Source organism: Paludisphaera soli, assembly GCF_011064595.1.
Classification (GTDB): Bacteria; Planctomycetota; Planctomycetia; order Isosphaerales; family Isosphaeraceae; genus Paludisphaera; species Paludisphaera soli.
Map to the genome: position 1 here is coordinate 80,488 of NZ_JAALJI010000003.1, position 20,289 is coordinate 100,776.

The 20,289-nt window shown below is 67.5% G+C and carries 14 protein-coding genes and 2 tRNA genes; 8 read left to right on the forward strand and 8 right to left on the reverse strand.

Features of this window, described 5'->3' with window-relative positions; genetic code table 11:
* Positions 1-55: 55 nt before the first annotated feature.
* The 3 genes from G6O68_RS05630 to G6O68_RS05640 form a co-directional block, all read right to left on the reverse strand.
* Positions 56-128, reverse strand: a tRNA-Asn gene (locus G6O68_RS05630).
* Between the two features lie 96 nt (positions 129-224).
* A tRNA-Asn gene (locus G6O68_RS05635) sits at positions 225-297 on the reverse strand.
* A 120-nt stretch (positions 298-417) separates the two neighbouring features.
* Entirely contained in the window at positions 418-579 is a 162-nt protein-coding gene (locus G6O68_RS05640; protein ID WP_165245720.1) for a toxin-antitoxin system HicB family antitoxin, read from the reverse strand.
* A 449-nt stretch (positions 580-1,028) separates the two neighbouring features.
* Here G6O68_RS05640 and G6O68_RS05645 point away from each other — a divergent pair, with 449 nt between their 5' ends.
* A complete protein-coding gene (locus tag G6O68_RS05645) occupies positions 1,029-1,598 on the forward strand; it encodes a GbsR/MarR family transcriptional regulator (protein ID WP_165245722.1) in 570 nt (189 codons plus the stop codon).
* 68 nt (positions 1,599-1,666) lie between these two features.
* On the opposite strand, the gene G6O68_RS05650 is transcribed toward G6O68_RS05645, so the two are convergent.
* On the reverse strand, positions 1,667-3,235 hold the full coding sequence (locus tag G6O68_RS05650) for a hypothetical protein (protein ID WP_165245724.1): 1,569 nt from the start codon (positions 3,233-3,235) through the stop codon (positions 1,667-1,669).
* A 260-nt stretch (positions 3,236-3,495) separates the two neighbouring features.
* Here G6O68_RS05650 and polA point away from each other — a divergent pair, with 260 nt between their 5' ends.
* The 7 genes from polA (at position 3,496) to G6O68_RS05685 (ending at position 13,084) form a co-directional block, all read left to right on the forward strand.
* A complete protein-coding gene (polA, locus tag G6O68_RS05655) occupies positions 3,496-6,204 on the forward strand; it encodes a DNA polymerase I (protein ID WP_165245726.1) in 2,709 nt (902 codons plus the stop codon).
* Positions 6,205-6,660: 456 nt separating this feature from the next.
* Entirely contained in the window at positions 6,661-7,422 is a 762-nt protein-coding gene (gene coaE, locus G6O68_RS05660; RefSeq protein WP_165245728.1) for a dephospho-CoA kinase, read from the forward strand.
* A 904-nt stretch (positions 7,423-8,326) separates the two neighbouring features.
* Entirely contained in the window at positions 8,327-9,628 is a 1,302-nt protein-coding gene (rho, locus tag G6O68_RS05665) for a transcription termination factor Rho (protein WP_449307684.1), read from the forward strand.
* A 109-nt stretch (positions 9,629-9,737) separates the two neighbouring features.
* The gene (gene ribH, locus G6O68_RS05670; protein WP_165245732.1) at positions 9,738-10,208 is read left to right on the forward strand and encodes a 6,7-dimethyl-8-ribityllumazine synthase; all 471 of its coding nucleotides are present in this window, start codon (positions 9,738-9,740) and stop codon (positions 10,206-10,208) included.
* 85 nt (positions 10,209-10,293) lie between these two features.
* Positions 10,294-10,617, forward strand: coding sequence for a hypothetical protein (locus tag G6O68_RS05675; RefSeq protein ID WP_165245734.1), 324 nt, complete (start codon positions 10,294-10,296; stop codon positions 10,615-10,617).
* Positions 10,618-10,650: 33 nt separating this feature from the next.
* Positions 10,651-11,316 carry a hypothetical protein gene (locus tag G6O68_RS05680; protein WP_165245736.1) on the forward strand — a complete coding sequence of 222 codons (666 nt, stop codon included), beginning with the start codon at positions 10,651-10,653 and terminating at the stop codon, positions 11,314-11,316.
* Positions 11,317-11,455: 139 nt separating this feature from the next.
* Entirely contained in the window at positions 11,456-13,084 is a 1,629-nt protein-coding gene (locus tag G6O68_RS05685; RefSeq protein ID WP_165245738.1) for a fumarate hydratase, read from the forward strand.
* Between the two features lie 61 nt (positions 13,085-13,145).
* Here G6O68_RS05685 and eno read toward each other — a convergent pair whose 3' ends face one another.
* The 4 genes from eno to G6O68_RS05705 all read right to left on the reverse strand — a co-directional run bounded on the left by eno (position 13,146) and on the right by G6O68_RS05705 (position 20,286).
* Complete coding sequence (gene eno / locus G6O68_RS05690) at positions 13,146-14,471, reverse strand: phosphopyruvate hydratase (RefSeq protein WP_165245740.1); 1,326 nt, start codon at positions 14,469-14,471, stop codon at positions 13,146-13,148.
* 29 nt (positions 14,472-14,500) lie between these two features.
* Complete coding sequence (locus G6O68_RS05695; RefSeq protein WP_165245742.1) at positions 14,501-15,526, reverse strand: phosphotransferase family protein; 1,026 nt, start codon at positions 15,524-15,526, stop codon at positions 14,501-14,503.
* A gap of 13 nt (positions 15,527-15,539) precedes the next feature.
* Complete coding sequence (locus G6O68_RS05700) at positions 15,540-16,310, reverse strand: sugar phosphate isomerase/epimerase family protein (RefSeq protein WP_165245744.1); 771 nt, start codon at positions 16,308-16,310, stop codon at positions 15,540-15,542.
* A gap of 127 nt (positions 16,311-16,437) precedes the next feature.
* A complete protein-coding gene (locus G6O68_RS05705) occupies positions 16,438-20,286 on the reverse strand; it encodes a hypothetical protein (protein WP_165245746.1) in 3,849 nt (1,282 codons plus the stop codon).
* Positions 20,287-20,289: the final 3 nt, after the last annotated feature.

The following is a 20,289-nucleotide window of genomic DNA, read 5'->3' on the forward strand; positions in this document are numbered from 1 at the left end:
GATCCGGAGGAGCGCCGCCGCGACGAAGTGGTATGTGGCGGGTTATCCGCCTCAGCTCCCCGACAAGGACTCGAACCTTGAACCTAGCGGTTAACAGCCGCTCGCTCTACCGATTGAGCTATCGGGGATTCAGACTAGCAGCAACACGCGCAATAAAAGACGCCCCGTCTCGAGGGGGCGTCGATTCTTACGCCGGAGCTGGAGGCGTGAAGTACACGCCTCAGCTCCCCGACAAGGACTCGAACCTTGAACCTAGCGGTTAACAGCCGCTCGCTCTACCGATTGAGCTATCGGGGAATACGCCCCAGAGGATACCGGTTGGATCGGGTAGGCTCAAGGGCAATCTCGAGAATTCCTGGGAACTCTCATCTTCGCAAAAGTATATTTTGACGGCCGATCGCGCGGCCCGGCGTCTGTTCAGCTGGCCTGGGCGGCCTTGTTGTGCTGCTCGATCGCCTTCTCGAGGATCCCGACGATCAGCGCGTTGAGCGAGGCTTTGTCTTCCTTCGCCCAGCTGGCCAGCTGCTCATGGAGTACGGGTGGCATCCGGATTTGGAAGTGGACGACTGTCTCGGGCATGGGATCGACTCCTCGGAGGAGAAAGGTGACGCGGAGGCGCGACACGCCATGAAACGCCCTCTCGACGCCGGCTAGCCGGTGCGATCGAGGGCATTGTACACGCGTCCGGACTCGTTCTTATAGTTTTTTACTTGAGAGAGGGAGATACGTCGACCTCCTATTGTGGGACTTCCGGCCCTGGATGCAAGGTCTTCCAAGCGATGCGGTTGCCCATTCGTCCCGAGATGCTCGCACGACCCGTCGGAATCGCACGACCGGTCGCCATCCTCGGGTTCCCCCCGCGGAGCAATCTCCTCGATCGATTCGGGAACGAATTCCCTCGGCCCCTGCCGTCGTCAACGGACCCGACGAGCGACGCCTTCCGGACTTCCCTGTCAGGTCGTATTCTGAGGCGTCGGTTCGATCTGCTCGACCTGCCGGCGGACCGGATCGCGTTCGCAGGAGGATCCATGGATTCATCGCCCATCGACCGTTCGACCGACGAGTCGGCCTCCGGCTCCTCGGCCGACACGCTGATCCGTCGCTTCGTGGAGCATTGGGGCGTGATGGCGCGCGCCTGGGGCATCAATTCCACGATGGGGGAATTGTTCGCCCTGCTCTACATCACGGGGGCCGACTGGACCGCCGAGGACCTTCGGGCGAGGCTCGACGTCTCTCGCGGAAACGTCAGCATGAATCTTCGCGAGTTGATGGGCTGGGGGGTCGTGCGCAAGGTCCACCGGCCGGGAGAGCGGCGTGAACTCTATCGCGCCGAAGCGGACGTGTGGACTCTCTTCCAGAGAATCATGGCCGAGCGAAAGCGACGCGAGCTGGACCCGACCGTCAGGGTCCTCGACGACCTTGCTGCGGCCGCCGAGGTGGATTCCAAGCTTCGCGAGTTGCAAGGGCGGGTGGAGACGCTGCGGAATCTTTTGGGGGCGATCGACGGCCTGTCGACGAGGCTGATGCGCCTCGATTCCGGGGACCTCGTCGAGATCGGCAGACTCCTGTCAGACGACATCGACGACGGGCCGATCTAGACGCAAACGACCCCTCGCGGCCGCAGGGGACGCGAGGGGTCGTGGGTCGGTCAAGGGAGAGAAGCTCGTCAGGGCTGCTCGTCCATGCCCGCCCCCTCCGCGGGGGGAGTGGGCTGGGCCTCGTTGTTCTTGGTTCGGGGCTCCGTGAGACGCTGGAGGGCCCGATCGTCGACGGCCTCGGAGCGGCCCGAGATGGGCGCATTCATGTCATATCCGAGGTAGGCGAGAAGGCGTCCCAAGCTGATCGGCCTGATGCCGTTCTGGCGAGCTTCCTTAACCATCTCCCCGAAACGCTGATCGAAGAGCGCCTGCTGGGCGATCGAGGCGTCGGACTTGGCGACGTAGGTGTCGCGGAGGGGCGGACGCTCCTTCACGTCGTCGGTGACGTACCAGGCGATCCGGGCCGACAACTTGCCGCTCTCCTTGCCGACCTCGGGCGGGGGCAGATCGTACTCGATGGACCCGCCGGCTCCCTCGATCATCCGCTTCAGGTCGTCCCGATCGTCGCGGCCGTCGCGGTTCACGTCGATCTTGCCGATGAGCGCGAACTTCATGGGCTCGTTGGGGGACCAACTGGGCGAATAGACGATGTCGCCGACACGCATGGGCTCGATCGGGCTGTTCGTCTTGAGGATCTTGGCCACGCTGAACCGGTCCCCGACCTGGGTCAGCATGATGCTCCCCTTCGGCTTCTCGGTCGGGATGCCAGGCGAGCCCTGATCGAAGATGGTCATGGTCATTTGGGGACGGGCGCCCTGCTGCCGGGTTACGTCGACGTGGACCTCGTTGCGATCGAAGTCGACGAAGGTGATCCGGCCGTCGGGGCGATCGAGGACGTTCGCGGTCTTGTCGAGGGCGTCGCGCTGCTCGCGAAGGATGGCGGTCAGCTGATCGACCTTGCGACCGTCCTCTTCCTTGGTCTGTCGGAGCTGAGTGGTCAAATTGGCGATGTCGGTTCGCGCCTGGTCGAGGTCGGTCGTGAGTTGGTCGACCTTGGTCAGGAGGACCTGACGTTCCTGCTCGTGCTTGTTGTGCTCGGCCTCGAGGTCGGCCCGGGTGCCCTCGGCCGACTTCGACTGGACCGAGATCTGGTCCTTGGCCACGCTGGTCGCGGATTCGAGGTTGTTCCGAAGGGCGGCCTCGTTGGCGGCCAGCTCGGCGTCCACCAGCGAGAGGTTCTCCAGCAATTCGACCAGGCGGTCGAGCGCCGAGATGTAGTTCTTGTTCGGTTCCTTCTTGAAGGACTCGATCGCGAGCTGGACCTTCTGCTTGGCGTCTTCCAGTTCGGGCCCCTGGGCCCCGGCCGCCTGGGCGCGGGAGACGGAGGCGTTGACCATGTTGGCGATCCCGAGCAGGCGGTCCTCGACCTTCTTCAGGTGGGTCGCGATCTCGGTCTTGGCGGGGTCGAACTCCGTGGCGCGTGCGCCGATCGTCTTGCGGAATTCGTCGTATTGGGTCAGCGCCTCGTCGGCCTCGCGACGCGACTTCGAGGCCTTGTCGGCCTCCGACGCGAGCAAGCCTTCCGAACGGGCGTAGGACGAGTACAGGAAGTAGGACGTCACGGCCAGGATCACCGTGAGCGTCACGAAGACCGCCACGGCGATCTTGAGACCCTGGGATTCGTTGGATGCGGCCATGAACGAAGACTCCTCGGAGCGGAGCGGAGGCGACAGCGCATGCGGTCGGCCGGTTTGCAGATACTATGTCACATGAGACGGGAGAATACGAAACCTGCGCCGGGAATTCCGACGCCGGCGATCCGATCGGAACGGTATCTTCGGCAGAATTGGCGTGGGCGGAAGGGCCGCAAGGCTCCAGAACGCCGCCCGGCGGACCGACAACAGGAACGGCGGGCCGTACGCTCGGAACGCGCCCCGATCCCCTCCGGGAAACTACGATGGCCAACCGCCCGACGTTCTATATTCTGGACGCTTATTCTCTGATTTTCCAGGTTTTTCACGCCATCCCCTCGATGACGAGCCCGACGGGGGGGCCGACCAACGCGACCTTCGGGATTTTCCGGGACCTCCTCAACCTGTTCCGGGATCGCAAGCCCGACTACATCGCGGCAGCGTTCGACGGCGGCGGGCCTGTCTTCCGCTCCGAGATCTTCGCCGACTACAAGGCCAATCGGGCCGAGATGCCCGTGGACCTCGTCCCCCAGATCGAGCTGATCAAGCGCGTCTTCGAGGGGTTCGAGATCCCCGTGCTGATCCAGCCCGGCATGGAGGCCGACGACGTGATCGCGACGCTCGCCCGCCGAGGCGAGGAGCGCGGCCTCGACGTCTTCATCTGCACGTCCGACAAGGACGCCCGCCAGCTCATCACGGATCACATCAAGATCCTCAACATTCGCAAGAACACGGTGATGGACGCGGAAGCCCTAGAGAAGGATTGGGGGATCCGCCCCCAGCAGGTCGTCGACTTCCTGGCCCTGACCGGTGACGCCGTCGACAACGTGCCGGGCGTTCCGGGCATCGGCCCCGTCCTCGCCTCAGGTTACCTCAAGCAGTTCGGCGACCTGGAAACCCTGCTGGCCAATCCCGACAAGGTCAAGGGCCCCAAGAAGCAGCAGGCCCTCCGCGAGAACGCCGAGGTCGCGCTCAGGGCTAGGAGCCTCGTCGCGCTCCGGGAAGATCTCCCGATCGCCCTCGATTGGAATGCCCTTCAGACCTCGGCCCCGAACGTCCCGGTCCTTCGCGAACTCTGCCTCGAATGCGGCTTCCATCGCTTCGTGGCCGAACTCGCCGAGGCCAAGGGGGCGGAGCCCGCCGTCGCGAAGGTCGAGTGGGTCGCCCGGTATTCGACGATCGACACTCCCGAGGCGTTCCAGAAATTCCTGGGGGAGTTGCGGAAGCAGGAGCGGTTCTGCATCGACACCGAGACCACGTCGATCAACCCTCTCCTCTCCAGCCTGGTTGGGATCGCCGTGTCGTGGAAAGCCGGCGAGGGTTATTACATCCCGTTGCGGGCGCCCATCGGCTTCAAGATCCTCGACCCCGAGATGGTCCTGGACGCCTTGCGGGCGGTCCTCGCCGACCCCAACGTCGAGAAGGTCGGCCAGAACATCAAGTACGACATGCTCGCCTTCCGACGCGCGGGGGTCTCGATCGAAGGGCCGATCGTCGACACGATGATCCTCAGCTATCTGCTGGAGAGCGGCGAGCGCAACCACAGCCTGGACCAGCTTGCGGACCGTCTCCTGGGCCACGCGATGATCCCGATCAGCGACCTCATCGGGAAGGGGAAGAATCAGCTCCGCATGGATCAGGTCGACGTGCCGAGGATCGCCGAGTACGCCGGCGAGGACGCCGATGCAACCTGGCGCGTGTACGAGATCCTCGCCCCCCGCGTCCGCGAGGAGGGCCTGTGGGATCTCTACGCGGATCTGGAGCGTCCCCTGATCTCGATCCTGTCCCGGATGGAGGAGGTCGGGATCAAGGTGGACGTCCCGCGGCTGAAGGAGCTTTCGGAGGATTTCGCCGCTCGCCTCGCGGGAATGGAGGAGGAGATCCATCGGCTCGCCGGACGCCCCTTCAACATCAACTCGGTCCCGCAACTCCGACAGATCCTCTTCGAGGAGTTGAAGCTGCCCAAGCTTCAGAAAACCCCGGGAGGCGAGCTGAGCACCGCCACCGAGGTCCTGGAGGAGTTGGCGAGCAAGCACGCGCTGCCGGCCCTCTTGGTCCGCCACCGCCAGCTCACGAAGCTCAAGGGGACGTATCTCGACGCCCTGCCGCTCCTCGTCCATCCCGACGACGGCCGGATCCACGCCTCGTTCAACCAGGGCGTCGCCGCGACCGGCCGACTCAGCTCCAGCGATCCCAACCTCCAGAACATCCCCGTTCGGACCGAGGAGGGGCGGCAGATCCGGCAGGCGTTCGTGGCCGAGGGGGCGGATCATAGGCTACTCACGGCCGACTACTCCCAGATCGAGCTGCGGGTCCTCGCCCACTTCTCCGAGGACCCCGCCCTGCAGAGGGCCTTCGAGGCCGACCACGACATCCACCGGGCGGTCGCCGCCCGGATCTACGGGGTGGCCGAGGATCAAGTCGATAACGCGATGCGGCGCGTGGCGAAGACGGTCAATTTCGGGGTGATCTACGGCCTGAGCCCGTTCGGGCTGGCCGGACGGCTGGGCATCAAGCAGGCCGAGGCCGCGGCCTTCATCGACGCCTACTTCCAGGAATACCAGGGCGTGGACCGCTTCATCACGCGGACCCTCGAATCCGCCCAGTCCTCGGGACGGGTGGAGACGATCCTGGGCCGTCGACGGCCGATCTCGGGGATCAAGGCGACCACCGGCCGCAATCGGAACCTCGCCGAGCGGACGGCCGTCAACACCGTCATCCAGGGCTCGGCGGCCGACCTCATCAAGCGGGCGATGATCCTCGTGGATCGGCGACTCGGCGAGGAAGGGCTTAAGGCCCGCATGCTGCTCCAAATCCACGACGAACTCCTATTCGAGAGCCCGGTCGAGGAGCTGCCCACGCTCGCCGCCCTGGTCCGCGAGGAGATGACCCGAGCCCTGGCGCTGTCCGTCCCCCTCAAGGTCGACCTCGCCGTGGGGCCGAACTGGCTGGACGTGGAACCCCCCGATTATTGAGGCGACGGGGACGATGCGGACGGTCTTTCCGGACGGCCGATCGGAGCCTCCCCGGGGCCCTCGTGATTTCAACGAAGCGCCATTGCAGGCCCGCCACCGAGGGCGTATAAGTTAATGAGTCGATCGTGACTGGCCTGCTGTCGGTTTCCGGCGCTTTCCCATCACCCCCCCATCATGTCCTTCCTGCGGCCTGCACTCCATGACTCGCCCAGGATCGAGATGACGGCCATGAGATTTCTCCTTCGCCCGCCCGCTCATCCGAAGTCGCACGCCTTACTCGTGCCGCCGCGGATGGGCCGGATAGTCCGCCACGACGCCGGTCGAGCCTAATCGTCCCCGCGTCTTGACACGGCAGCTTCTTCTGCGCCCCGAGGCGTCGGCCCACCAGGGTCGACCCGTCGCGGGCCGCGTCTGCTCTATCCACCTAATTCCCCCGAGTTGAGCAACAGGTCCGTCATGTCCGAGTCGTTTACGACCATCGGCGAACCCGCCGCGCCGTCGCGGCGATGGAAGGCGGGGAAGATCCCCGTCGTCGGCCTGATCGGCGGCGTCGGGGGGGGCAAGAGCACGGTCGCCGCACTCCTCGCCGGCCGCGGGGCGGCCGTGATCGACGCCGACGCCGTGGGGCACGCGGTGCTGAAGCGACCCGAGATCGCATCACGGGTCGTGGATCGGTTCGGCCCCGAGGTCCTCGGTGCCGACGGCGCCGTCGACCGTCGGAGCCTCGGACGCCTGGTCTTCGCCGATCCGGCGGCGCGGGTCGACCTCGAAGCGCTGGTCCACCCTCCGATGTTCCAGGAATTCGCCAGGGCCATCGCCGAGGCGGAGCGGGGATGCGAGGCCCGGTTCGTGGTCCTCGACGCGGCGATCCTGCTGGAATCGGGATGGGACGGGGCGTGCGACCTCGTCGCCTTCGTCGACTCCCCCAGGGCGACCCGCCTGGAGCGCGTGCGGGCGAGTCGCGGCTGGACCGAGGAGGAGCTGGCGGCCCGGGAAGCCGCACAATGGCCGATCGATCGGAAGAAGGCCCGCGCCGATTACGTCCTGAAGAACGAAGGGGACGCCGAGGGCCTCGAAGCGGACGTCGATCGCTTCGTGGACTGGCTGGAGTCCGAGCCGGGCCGTCCCGGCTGCGAGATCCCGCCCGAGGAGTCCGGGAGCGACGCGTCCGGCGACCCACCGTCGCCTCCTCGTCGCCGGTCTCGACTCCCCAAGTGAAGTCCGCTTCGACCCGGCCCTCGCCCAGAGTTTCAGCCAACCTGGTTTCTCCTGTCACCGTTCCTCGCTTTCCAAAGGCACCTCCTCGGTCATGCACGTCGACAACCCCTCCCGCATCCGACGATCCCCGCCTTCGACGACGCCCATCCGCGGTCGCGACGCCGAACGGTCGCGGCGCTCGGGCCCAAGTCGACACCACCCCGCCCCGTGCCATATCCCGCATCCGCGGCTCGGCTGAATCACTCGTCTAGTCTGTCCAGGAGATCGGTTCATCATGCCCAACGAGACACGCCCCCGCCGGGAGTCTTCCGGAAGCTCCCGCATCCGCAAGACCGCCGGCTCCCCCCCCCCGCCCGCCCAAGACGAGAATGCCGGGAACATCGCCCCCAGCCCCAGCTATCCCCCGGCCGTCGAGACGCCTCCGGTCGCCGAGACCTATCGCGAGCGCGAGCGTCCCTCCCGCGAGCCCTATCGCGAGGAAGGCCCCGCCGACCGCGAACCGATCCGCTTCATCCGATCTCGCGACCGGAGCGAGCCGGCCGCCGAGCGTCCGGAACGCGAGCCGGGCATGACGCTCCGCGAGCGGCTCGCCCGCGATCGCGCCGAACGCGACGCCGCCAGCGCACCGCCCGCCCACGACGGCGTCCCTCTTTCACGCGACCGCGATCGGGATCGGGATCGGGATCGCGAACCGGCCCCGACCGTCCGCGAGCGCGTTCGCGAGGTCCGCGATCCCGAGGCCGCCGTCGCCCCCCGCGACCGGGCCGATCGCGAGGCCTCGTTCAACTCGCGCGACCGCGACTACGGCGCGCAGACGAAGCCCGAGCGCACCCCGCCGCCGGTCCTTGAAGAGGCCCCGTCCGGGGAATTCTCGGACGTCGACGACGAGGACGTCTTCGGCGACGTGGCGATCCATGATCGTTACGAGGACATCAAGCGCGGCGAGATCCATCTCACCGAGCTGCAGAAGATGACGATGCCCCAACTGATCAAGACGGCGAAGTCCGAGGGGATCGCCGAGTACATGGGCCTGAAGAAGCAGGACCTGATCTTCAAGATCCTCAAAGAACGGGTCAAGCAAAACGGGCTGATGTACGGCGAAGGGACCCTCGAGGTCCTGCCCGACGGCTTCGGCTTCCTCCGCAGCCCGGATTACAACTACCTCCCCTGCCCCGACGACATCTACGTCTCGCCCAGCCAGATCCGCCGCTTCGGGCTGAAGACCGGCGCGATCGTCTCCGGCCAGATCCGCCCCCCCAAGGAGAACGAGCGGTACTTCGCCCTCCTGCGGGTCGAGGCGATCAACTTCGAGGACCCGGACAAGCTCAGCGAGAAGGTCGGCTTCGACGACCTCACCCCGCTGCACCCCCAAGGTCGCATCAAGCTGGAGACGACCCCCGAAGAGATCAACATGCGGGTCGTCGACATGGTCACGCCGATCGGCTTCGGCCAGCGCGGCGTGATCGTGGCGCCGCCGCGGACCGGCAAGACGATCCTCCTCCAGAAGATCGCCAACAGCGTCCTCACGAACCATCCCGAAGCCTACGTCATGGTCCTGCTGATCGACGAACGGCCCGAGGAAGTGACGGACATGGAGCGGTCGGTGAAGGGGCCGACGGCCGAGGTCATCAGCTCGACCTTCGACGAGCCCGCCTCGCGGCACATCCAGGTCGCCGAGATGGTCATCGAGAAGGCCAAGCGGATGGTCGAGTTCGGCAAGGACGTCGTCATTCTCCTCGACTCGATCACCCGGCTCGCCCGCGCCTACAACACCGAGGCGCCCCATTCGGGCAAGATCCTCACCGGCGGCATCGACGCCTCGGCGCTGCAGAAGCCCAAGCGCTTCTTCGGGGCCGCCCGCAAGATCGAGGAGGCCGGCAGCCTGACGATCCTGGCCACCGCCCTGGTCGACACCGGCAGCCGCATGGACGACGTGATCTTCGAGGAGTTCAAGGGGACCGGCAACATGGAGCTGCACCTCGACCGCCGCCTGGTCGACAAGCGGATCTGGCCGGCCATCGACGTCAACAAGTCGGGCACCCGCCGCGAGGAGCTGCTGATGGACGCCGACGAACTCCGTCGCGTCTGGATCCTCCGGCGCGTCCTCAACGACATGAACCCCGTCGAGGCGATGGAGTTGCTCACCGGGCGGATGAAGAAGTCCAAGAACAACGGCGAGTTTCTCACGAGCATGAACCTGTCCTAAGATCGATCCTCTCGGACTCGACCGACCCACGCCCGGGTCCGCGCCGGGCCTCGCACGAGGCCCGGCCGGACCCTTTCCGTTTCGACGAACTCCAACCCCCCCACCGAACATGCCGATCCACGAAGGCGACTTCTCCCCCCCCTCGGGCCGGTTCGCGATCGTCGTCTCGCGCTTCAACTCGCTCGTCACCGAAGCCTTGCTTTCGGGATGCCGCGACGCCTTCGTGCGTCACGGAGTGGCCGACGACCGCCTCGACGTCTATTGGGTCCCCGGCTCGTTCGAGGTCCCGCTCGTCGCCCGCAAGCTCGCCGAGCGGGCGTCGCATGCCGCGATCGTCTGCCTCGGCTGCGTGATCCGCGGCGAGACCGGCCATTACGACCACGTCGCGGGACAGGCCGCCGGGGGCGTCCTGCAGGCGGGGCTCGCCACCGGAGTTCCTGTGATCTTCGGAGTCTTGACCACCGAGACCGTCGAGCAGGCCCTCAATCGCGCCGGGCTCAAGGCCGGCAACAAGGGGGGGGAGTCCGCGATGGCGGCGATCGAGATGGTCAACTTGCTGAGCAAGCTGGACGCCCAATAAATCGATCCGCGGTGCGAACAGATACCGACGGCTTCCCCGTCGTCACGCGCGTCAGCGTTCCGACTTAAGGAAAGGGGAGGGATCGGTGCACCCGTATCATCGCGAAAAGGCCGGCAAGCTCTCGGCCGGGATCTGGCTGATCGGGATCGGCCTGCTGCTCGCTTCCAGGAGCTTCTGGCCGGGCATCCTGTTCCTGGCCGGCGCGACCGCTCTGATCGGGGCGTACTTCGACCCCGAGCGTCGCGGTTCCGCCCGCGCCGGCATCGTTCTGATCCTGCTCGGCCTCTGGTCGATCATGCGTTTCAGCGTCCCGTTCCTGCTGGTCGCGATCGGCGTGGGGATGATCCTTTCCGCGATATCGGCCGTGGCACCCGCCAGAAAGCCCTACGTCGATCAGACCCTGGATTGATTCCACCCCGGGACCCCGACCACGGAGCCCTCTATGTCCTCGGCACTTCTGCCGCAAGCCTTCTGGTTCCGGATCTCGGCCTCGTCGCCGCGCGTCGAGAAGATCCCGCGCGAAGCGGCCGAGGGCGCGCTGCTGGACCTTCCGGCCTCGTGCGCCATCCCCGATCTCGCCGCGCTCGAGGGCCGCAAGTCGTGGGCAACTGTCCGCGTGGGCTGGAACGTCGGGGGGCTCGGGATCGCCGTGCAGGCCGACGGCCTGGGGATGAACGCGAAGTCGCCGGACCGCCCCGAGGGGTTCGCGAACGTCGCCTTCTGGATCGACACCCGCGACACCCGAAACGTCAGCCGCGCGACCCGCTATTGCCAGCGATTCCAGGCCCGCCTCACGCTCTCCCGCGACAGGAAGTCGCTCCGATCGATCGTCGAGCAACGACCGATTGCGAGGGCCACGGCCGACGCCCCGCTCGCGTCACCCTCGCTGCTGGTCCATCGGGCCGAACTGCTCAAGAAAGGCTGGCGATTCGAGCTGTTCCTCCCCGCCAAGGCCCTCCACGGCTTCGACGCCGACAACAACCGTCGGCTCGGCTTCGCCTACCAGGTCTCCGACGCCGAGCGCGACGACCAGTACCTGGGCGTGGGCCGCGATTTCCCGCTGGGCGAGAACCCCAGCCTCTGGTCGACGCTGGAGCTCAAGGGCTGAAGCCTGCTGGGGATGCTCCATACCGCCTGTCGCGTCGGGCGGAAAAGGCATAAAATCAAGGCTCATCGGCCTTCGCGCGGAACATTGCGGGCAGTGCCGCCTCGCGCCTCCGCGGCGGAGGGCCGCTGGAGGAACCGCAATGCCTGAATTCGTCTATCAGAATCCCTTCCCGCTCGGCCTCGACGCGACCGAATATCGCAACCTTGGCAAGGACCTGGTCTCGACCGCGACGTTCGAGGGGGCGGAGATCCTCAAGATCCAGCCCGAGGCGCTGACCCTGCTGGCCCGGGAAGCTCTCCGCGACGTGTCCTTCCTCTACCGTGCGGGGCACCTGGAGAAAGTCGCGGCGATCCTCGACGATCCCGACGCCTCGCCCAACGACAAGGGAGTGGCGATCGCCCTGCTCAAGAACGCCGTCGTCGCCGCCGGCTTCCAGCTCCCCATGTGCCAGGACACCGGCACCGCGACCGTCGTCGCCAAGAAAGGCCAGCGCGTTTGGACGGGGGCCGTGAAGGATGAGGAATGGATCTCGCGCGGCATCTACGAGACCTATCAGAAAGAGAATCTTCGATACTCCCAGACGGTCCCGCTCTCGATGTTCGAGGAGGTCAACTCGGGGACGAACCTCCCCGCGCAGATCGACGTCCTCGCCACGAACGGATCGAGCTATGACTTCCTGTTCATCGCCAAGGGGGGCGGTTCGGCGAACAAGTCCTACCTGTATCAGGAGACCAAGGCCCTCCTAAACCCGGCGAGCCTGGAGAAGTTCCTGACCGAGAAGCTGCGCTCGCTGGGCACTGCGGCCTGCCCCCCTTATCACCTCGCCGTCGTCATCGGTGGGACGTCGGCCGAGGCGACGATGAAGACCGTCAAGCTCGCCAGCGCGAAGTATCTCGACCACCTGCCGACCGAGGGGAACAAACTCGGCCAGGCTTTCCGCGACCTGGAGATGGAAGCCAAGGTCATGGAGATCGCCCGCAAGAGCGGGATCGGCGCCCAGTTCGGAGGGAAATACTTCGCGCTCGATGCGCGAGTGGTCCGACTCCCTCGGCACGGCGCCTCGTGCCCCGTCGGGCTGGGCGTCTCGTGTTCGGCCGACCGCAACATCAAGGGTCGCATCGACCGCGAAGGCGTCTGGCTCGAAGTCCTGGAACGCGACCCCGCTCGGTTCATCCCCGCCCGCTATCGGTCCGGCCTTGGGGCCGAGCATGGCGTGAAAGTGGACCTCGACCGGCCGATGCGGGAGATCCTTGACGAGCTTTCGAATTACCCCGTGTCGACCCCGCTCAAGCTGAACGGCCGGATGATCGTGGCCCGCGACATCGCCCACGCGAAGATCAAGGAGCGTCTCGATCGGGGCGAGGGGATGCCCGATTACCTCAAGGCCCATCCCGTCTATTACGCCGGGCCGGCCAAGACCCCCGAGGGGATGCCGTCCGGTTCGTTCGGCCCCACGACCGCCGGCCGCATGGACAGCTATGTGGACCTGTTCCAGTCGCAGGGCGGCTCGATGATCATGATCGCCAAGGGGAACCGCTCCCAGGCCGTCACCGACGCCTGCAAGAAGCACGGCGGATTCTACCTCGGCTCGATCGGCGGCCCCGCCGCCCTGCTCGCGCACGACAGTATTAAGAAGGTTGAACTGCTGGAGTACCCCGAGCTGGGGATGGAAGCCGTCTACCAGATCGACGTCGTGGACTTCCCGGCGTTCATCCTGGTGGACGACAAGGGGAACGAGTTCTTCTCGCAGCTCCCCGTCGTGTCCTGACAGCGACCGCCGCGTGCGGGCGGTGCATCTCAGGGCCCGCCTTCACGCCTCCGGTTAGACCTTAGGGGAGCGTCGCACGGCCGGCGAATCGGGCGTTCGGCCCGAGCGCTTCCTCGATGCGGATCAGGCGGTTGTATTTGGCCAGCCGCTCGGATCGCGCGACGGAGCCGATCTTGATTTGCCCGGCGGCGGTCCCGACCGCCAGGTCGGCGATCGTGGCGTCCTCGGTCTCGCCCGATCGCGCCGAGACGACCGGGCGGAACCCGGCCCGACGGGCCATTGCCAGGGCGTCCAACGTCTCGCTGAGCGTCCCCACCTGATTCACCTTGATCAGCACGGCGTTCGCCGCCTTCTCCTCGATCCCCCGGCCGAGCCGGGCGGTCTGGGTGACGAACAGGTCGTCACCGATGAGCTGGACCTTGTCGCCGAGACGGGCGGTCAGGGCCTGCCAACCCTCCCAGTCGTCCTCGGCCAGGCCGTCCTCGATCGAGATGATCGGATAGCGGTCCGTCCAGTCGGCGAGCATCTCGATCATGGCTCCTGCTTCGAGCGGGCGCGAACCGGTCGCCGACAGGCGGTAGGTCCGCGTGGCCTCGTCGAAAAAGTGGGTGGAGGCGACGTCGAGGGCGATCGCGCCGTCCTCGCCGGGCTTCAGGCCGCAGACACGCATCGCGTCGACGACGATCTCGAGGGCTTGCTCGTCGCTTTTCAGCTTGGGCCCGTATCCCCCCTCGTCGCCGACCAGGGCGGACTCCAGCCCGAGCTTCGCGATCCCCCCCCCGACCGCCCGATACATGGCGACGATGATCTCCAGGGCCTCGCCGTAGCTCGCGGCCCCGGTCGGGATGAATAGGACGTCCTGAATGTCCAGGTTGCGTCCCGCGTGGAGCCCCCCCGAGATCATGTTGACCATCGGCAGGGGGAGAGTCGGTGCTTGCAGGATCGACGGGTCAAGACCTCTCCCGCAAGCCTGCCACAGACGGTGGATGTGGAGGTAGAGTTCCTCGGCCCTCGAGGCGGCCGAGCCGTGCGCCACGGCCATCGACGAGCCGAGCATGGCATTGGCGCCAAGTCGGCTTTTGTTCGGGCTGCCGTCGAGCTCGATCAGGGCCGAGTCGATCGCCTGCTGATCGTCGAGCTTCATCCCGACGATCGCCGGTGCAATGACGTTGTGGATGTTCGCCACGGCTTTCGACACGCCGAGCCCCGCGTAGTGGGCCGGATCGCCGTCGCGGAGTTCGAGAGCCTCGTGGCGACCTGTGCTGGCCCCCGAGGGGACGATGGCCCTCCCCCGGGCTCCGTTCGACGCCACGGCGTCGACCTCAACGGTCGGGCGACCTCGTGAGTCCAGGACTTGACGAGCGTGCAGGGACCGGAGAGTCGGCATCGCGGAACACCTCGGAGTGCGAAACGAAATCAAGGGGCGGAACGGACGACGCGATCCAGGATTTGATGCATCTCGTCCCAGTCGTTCGGCGCCCCGTCGAACAGCGCCAGGCCCGACCGCCTCGCCGTCGCCCGTCCCCTCTCGTCGAGATACTCGACGGGGCTCTTGCCGTCGACCCTCGCGAGCAGGCAGGCGGCGGTATGGCGAATGGCGCGTTCGGTCAGGTCGGCGTGCGAGCCCAGGCGATCGTCGAGTTCGGCGAAATAGCTCGTGAGGAACGCGTCCGCGAGTCGAAGCTGATCCTCGTCGCTCACCACGCCATGGATCCGCTTCAGCACTAGATGGCTGAGGAAGAAGCCCAGATCGAATCCCGGATCGCCGAGATGCGCGCACTCGAAGTCGAGGAGGACCAGGCCGCTGGCGTGGACCAGGATGTTCTTCGGGCTGAAGTCGCCGAGCACCAACGCGCGGCTGCCTTCAGCAAGGCTCATGGCGGCGATGAGGGCGTCGAATTCGTCGCGGAGTTCGGGATGGGCGCGAGCGGTGGTGCGATAATACGGGTCGATGCGCAATTCTTCGAAGAGCGAGACGTCGAGGAGCCGCGGATCGAACGAGGGATGCCCCGGGGCCTTCCCGTGGATCGTCGCCAGGAGCGTCCCGAGCCGGGCGGCGACGTCGGGGTCGGCGTCGCCTCGCATCAGTCGGGTTTTCCAGGTCTCGGAATCGTCGGGGGCGCAGGTCATCGCGAACAGGTATTCGTCGCGGTCCTCGAACAGGATTCGAGGCGTCGCGCTTTCGGGCAGGATCTCGGCCAGAACGCGGAGAGTCGCGTGCTCGACCCAGATTCGGTCCAGCCTGGCGAACCACTCGACGGCCACCCGCAAGCGTTCGCGACATTGCTTGACGACGAACGGCTCGCGATCCGCCGCGTCGACGCGCAGCACGACGTTCGACACGCCCCCGCTCAGTTCGCGAACGCTCATCCCGACGTCCGCGGCGATCCTGCCGGACCGCCGCAGATACTCCGCCGTGTTCTCGGACGTCAGCTCGTGCATGATCGGGGAGGGCTCAGAGCAGGGTTTCGAGGAGGAGCTTGAGCTTGCGGACCTCGACCTCGCGGTCGAACGCGTTGTCGGGTCGGTCGAGGATCGCGACGGTCAGGGCGCGATTGTAGCCGTTCCGCTGGAGCAGGTTGACGATCCGGGCGTACTCGATCTGCCCCTGACCGATACGGACCTGGAACTCGTTCGCCTGCTTCCCCGTGTCGCGCAAGTGGATGTTCTGAACATATGGGTAGAGTTGATCGACGTCCGATTCCTTGGAAGGGCCGCCGACGAAGTGGCTGGGGTCCAGCGTCAGGCCGAGTCCAGGGACCGACTTGCAGAGCTGGAGCGCGGCGGCGGCGTCGCCCGTCACGGAGTCCCGATGGGTGATCAGGGCCAGGACTAGGCCCTCGCGCATGGCGGTGGCCGAGAGGCTCGACAAGCGGCGGATCTCGGCGTCGAGAGGTGTTCCGGCCGGTGCCGCGGTCATCGTGAGCACGGCCACGTGCAGCGACTTGGCGAACCGGCAGTGGTTGTCGAACCGCTTCTTCTGAACGGGGTCGGCCCAGTCGACCGGCCCGAAGTCGAGATACAGTGTGGAGGGGATGAGCGCCGGTCCCCGCTTGAGCCGGAGGACGGCCCCCTCGGGATCCTCGCCGACCTCGGACGGTCGGAGGTGCTGGCCGTCCTCCACGACGGCGAGTTCGAACTTGTCGAACTCCAACTCGGCGATATGCCGCAGCGCGGCCTCCAGGGGCTCATTCGCGAAGCAGAGCGTGCTACAGGCTACGAACACCGGCATCTCCTCCTTCTTCCCACCGCAGTCGCGCCGGACGTCGTCCACGTCGCCTCGGCGGCCTTGCGGCGCGCCGAATTCAGCGGAATCGCGAGTCGGCCCCGGTCCTCCACCGGGCGGGCCGATCTTACCGCAGCGTGCGGTCGTCGGGTAGGGCAGAAGCCGCGGGCGCGACCTCGCGCGGCGGGGGCCGCGCCGTGGAAAGCTCGGCGGGCGGGCCGCCCCGAATCAAGGCGAGGAGCCCCGGATGCCTGGCCCAGTGGGAGTCGGCGAGCCGGGCGAACTCAGCGTAGCGCCGCTCGCGGAACGCCTGCAAGGCCGCCAGGAGCGTGCGCTGGGCGTTGAGCCGGACCGACTTGGGCGCGATCTCGCCGAGGATCTTCACGTCGTCGACCCAGAGCGTGCCGGGGGTGGTCGATTCGAACCGAATTCGGGCGGAGCCGAGCCCGCCGGGAGGGATGTCCGAGGCCCGCACGACCATTGGGCGCCAATCCGTCGAGACGGACACTTCCGAGCGTCGGACGTACGGCCGGCCCTGACGCTCGCCCTCGATCCAGACCCGCACGGTTTGAGCCTTGTCTCCCTTGAGGTACGCCTGCACGAGCATACTGGTCCCGGCCCCAGGGCTGAATTCGCCGCTCAGCACCGACGCCGCGCTTTGTGGGGAGTCGACCCGGAGGGACCGTGCGCCGGCGTGCCTGTGCTCTTCGTCGACGGAGGCCGTGGCTCCGCCCCGCGCCCCGACGTCCAGCTTCCAGCCGCCGGGGATCGACGCGCCCGGCCCGCCGGTCGATCCCTTTGCCGGTTCCTGCTCGAAACCGGCGTTCGGGGGCTCCACGAGCGGGTCCGCGAGACCGCGGTTCAGCGAGGCGAGCTGCGCCGAGAGGTCCTGAAAACGGGTTTCCATCCGCGCCAATTCCGGCTCGGGCGGATAGAGCGTCGGTTTCTCGAAAGTAGCCCCCTCGGCCCCCACGCGGACGACCGACACGGTGAAGGGTGTAAGGTCGAGGACGAGCTGCCGCCCCCCCTCGACCGGCTGAGGCGCCAGCTTGAGCCGCCGGCCGAGGTCCTCCACCGCCGCCGAGGGTTCGCCCTTCAGTACGCCGGCGAGCCGGATCGCATAAGGCGTATCGTTCACGATCTCCAGCATCGTCCGCCCCGAATCCGGGAGCGTTCGGACGACCACGCCCGAATCCCTGGCCTCGACGGAAGCCGCGGAGATCGGGCCCTCGACCGCGGGAAGGCGGCGGAACGCCTCCGAAAATCGGCGGACCCGATCCTCTCGACCGGCGACCGCCGTAGCCGTCAGGACGACCCAACGGGCGTCGAGCGCCGCGACGGCGTGAGCCATCGGCGCGTCGACGGAACCGGCCTTGCCGGAGTCCGAGGCCATCGCCGCAAGCCGAGGAGCCCCGGCCCCCTCGCCGACGGACGAGGAGGACTCGGCGTGGAGCAGAAATCCGCGACGAGGGAACGCTTGCAACTGGGCGTCGAGGTCGGGGTGGGCGGCCAGGTCGCGGGACAGGTCGTCGGAGGAAAGCCCGGTGCCACGGAACAGGACCGGAGCTTCCGGGCCCCGAGGCCATTGCTCCAGGTCGAGGCCCATGCTCCGCCAGGCGTGGCTCGGGGCGAGACCCGCAAGGTCGACACGCCGCGCCTCCGCGCCGACGGGTCCATCCTCGAGCGACGGGGTGGCGAGGGCCAGGACTCCGCGGGGCGACGCCTTGCGGACGGCGTCGTTCAACTCGGCGTAGAGCGATGCGACGGCCCTAGACCGCCAGGTCAGCCAGGGCATCCGACCGACGCCCGCGAGGTACTTCGCACGCAGGGCGAACCGTTCGGGCTTCGAGACGTCCAGGCCCGGGACCTCGCTGGCCACCTCAGGCCCGAATGTCTCGCGGACGAATCGGGCATAGGTCTCGTCGTCGATGCCGGTATCGGGGGTCCCCAGGAGGGTCGGGCCGCGACCCAAACGGACGAGAACACCGGAGAAACCAGGCCGGCCCGAGCGATCTCCCAGGGCCTCGACGAGCCGCCGCTTCAGGGCATCGCGAACCCTCGGATGCAGCGGTTGATAGGCGTCCCCGTCGGACTGTCCGGCGGCCCCAAGCCGGGCCAACCCTTGCTGGGTCGCCTCGGCAGATCCGGGAGGGGGGAGTTCGGGGAATGAGTCGGGGCGTTCGAAATCGGGCTCGACCCAAGCGGCCGCCCCTTGACGGTGGAGCACGCGAAGAACCATGTCGAGGCGGTCGGGCCCGGTCGAGTCCTCGCTCAGTCGGCCCGCCAGGCGTCTTCGCCTCGAGCGATCCTCCAGCCGTTCCGGCAGGACGACGAACGAGGCTCCGCAGGTCGTCAAATACGTCGCGAGGTTCTTGGCCTCAGCCAGCGTATCCTCCAGGCCCGGCTCGGGGACGACCGCGAAGCGTTCCAGCGCATCGCGTCCCGCCAGTTGGAGCCCCACCTTGCGACTCTCCGACTGGGCGGGGGGCGGGGTCGGGGCGTCGGCCTGGGGCTCCAGTTCGACGAGCTTGACCGAGCCGATGGTCACGTCCGAGGCGGGGTTGCGGTTGATCAGGATGAGCAGCGGCTCCGTCGAGCCCGGCCAGAGGATCCAATCGAGGGTCGGAGGGACGGCGTCCTTCGCCGGCCCCTCGGCCCCGCAGGCGTCCAGCAACACTCGGGGGCGGCGGTCCGGCGCCCCGGGATCGATCAGGAAGACCGCCAGGCCCGAGGGATCGCCGCCGGTGACAGCGACGGAGAGGCGGTGAGGCCGGTCGGGGCGGGGCGCGGCTCGCAGCGCGACCGCCGACCAGGCGAGTCCCGAGAGCTCCGCCGACCCCAGCCGGGCGGGCTCGGCCCCCGCCTTGCTGATGAAGCTCCGCAGCCAATCCCGCTCCTTCTCGCGCCGAGTGGCCATCGCCAGGATCTCCGCCGGGGGCTCCCAGGCCGAGCCCCCAGTCGCGGTGGCCGTGCGGCCCCAGGCCGAGAACCGGGTGTTGCGCACCCGAGAAAGGTCGAAGGCGTCGACCTCCGTCTCGCGGGGCGGAGCGACCGTATCCAGCAACGAGGCCGGTCCCCGATCGGCCTGCGGGGCGACGACCGCCAGGACGACCCGTCTTGAGGTCGAGGCGGCGCCGCCCGTCGGCCTGCGTCGTCGGATCAACCGGCCCAGACGCGAGCCCTCTCGCGTCCCCGCGGGCTCCCAGGCCGCCTCGACCTCCAGGACGTAGGTCCCCTCGATCGCCGGGGCCGGCACCGACCAGATCCGGGCGGGCGGATCGAGGCGATTGGCCGGCAGGAGCTCGCGCTGCTCGAAATGCCAGAGCGGATCTTGCTTGCCAATCGCCCGAAGGACGGCGGTCGTACGGACCGTCACCTCGGTCGCGTCGACCTGGAGGATGTTGTAGCCGATCGTCACCGCCACGGCCGCCCCCGGCTCGGCGACTCCCTGCTCGGCCCCTGGTCCGAAATCGATCGCGAGGGCGTCCCAGGGCACGCGTTCGAGGGTCACGCTCAGGCCCGATTCGAGTGCGACGGCCTGGGGGCGTTCCAGGACGGCCGCGATCGGCAGCCGGATGATCTGGTCCCCTCGTCGCACCGCGAGGACGGACTCCAACCCGGCCTCGATTCGCATCCGCACGTGACCGCTCGGCTCGGATCCAAGCCTCCAGGCACCGGCCTCGATCGGGCCCGGATCGCCGGGGCCGGACGGCGAATGATCGAAGTCCCAGGGCCAGGCCGCGGCTTCAAGGCCCCGACCGTCGGTGAACTCCAGCAGGACGTCCTGGGCGGGCGCCTCAAGGGCGAGCTTCTTTTCCGGCGCGACCGGGACGCTCCAGCTGAGGTCGATGGTCAGGCCGACACGCTGGGGGGCGTCCTCCCCGGCGCGAGCGCCGGCGAAGGCCGCGAGGGGGCCCAGAGTCCCTATCGCGGACGCCGCCAGTATCGCCAGGACCTCGCGCCATCCCCTGCGCATGAG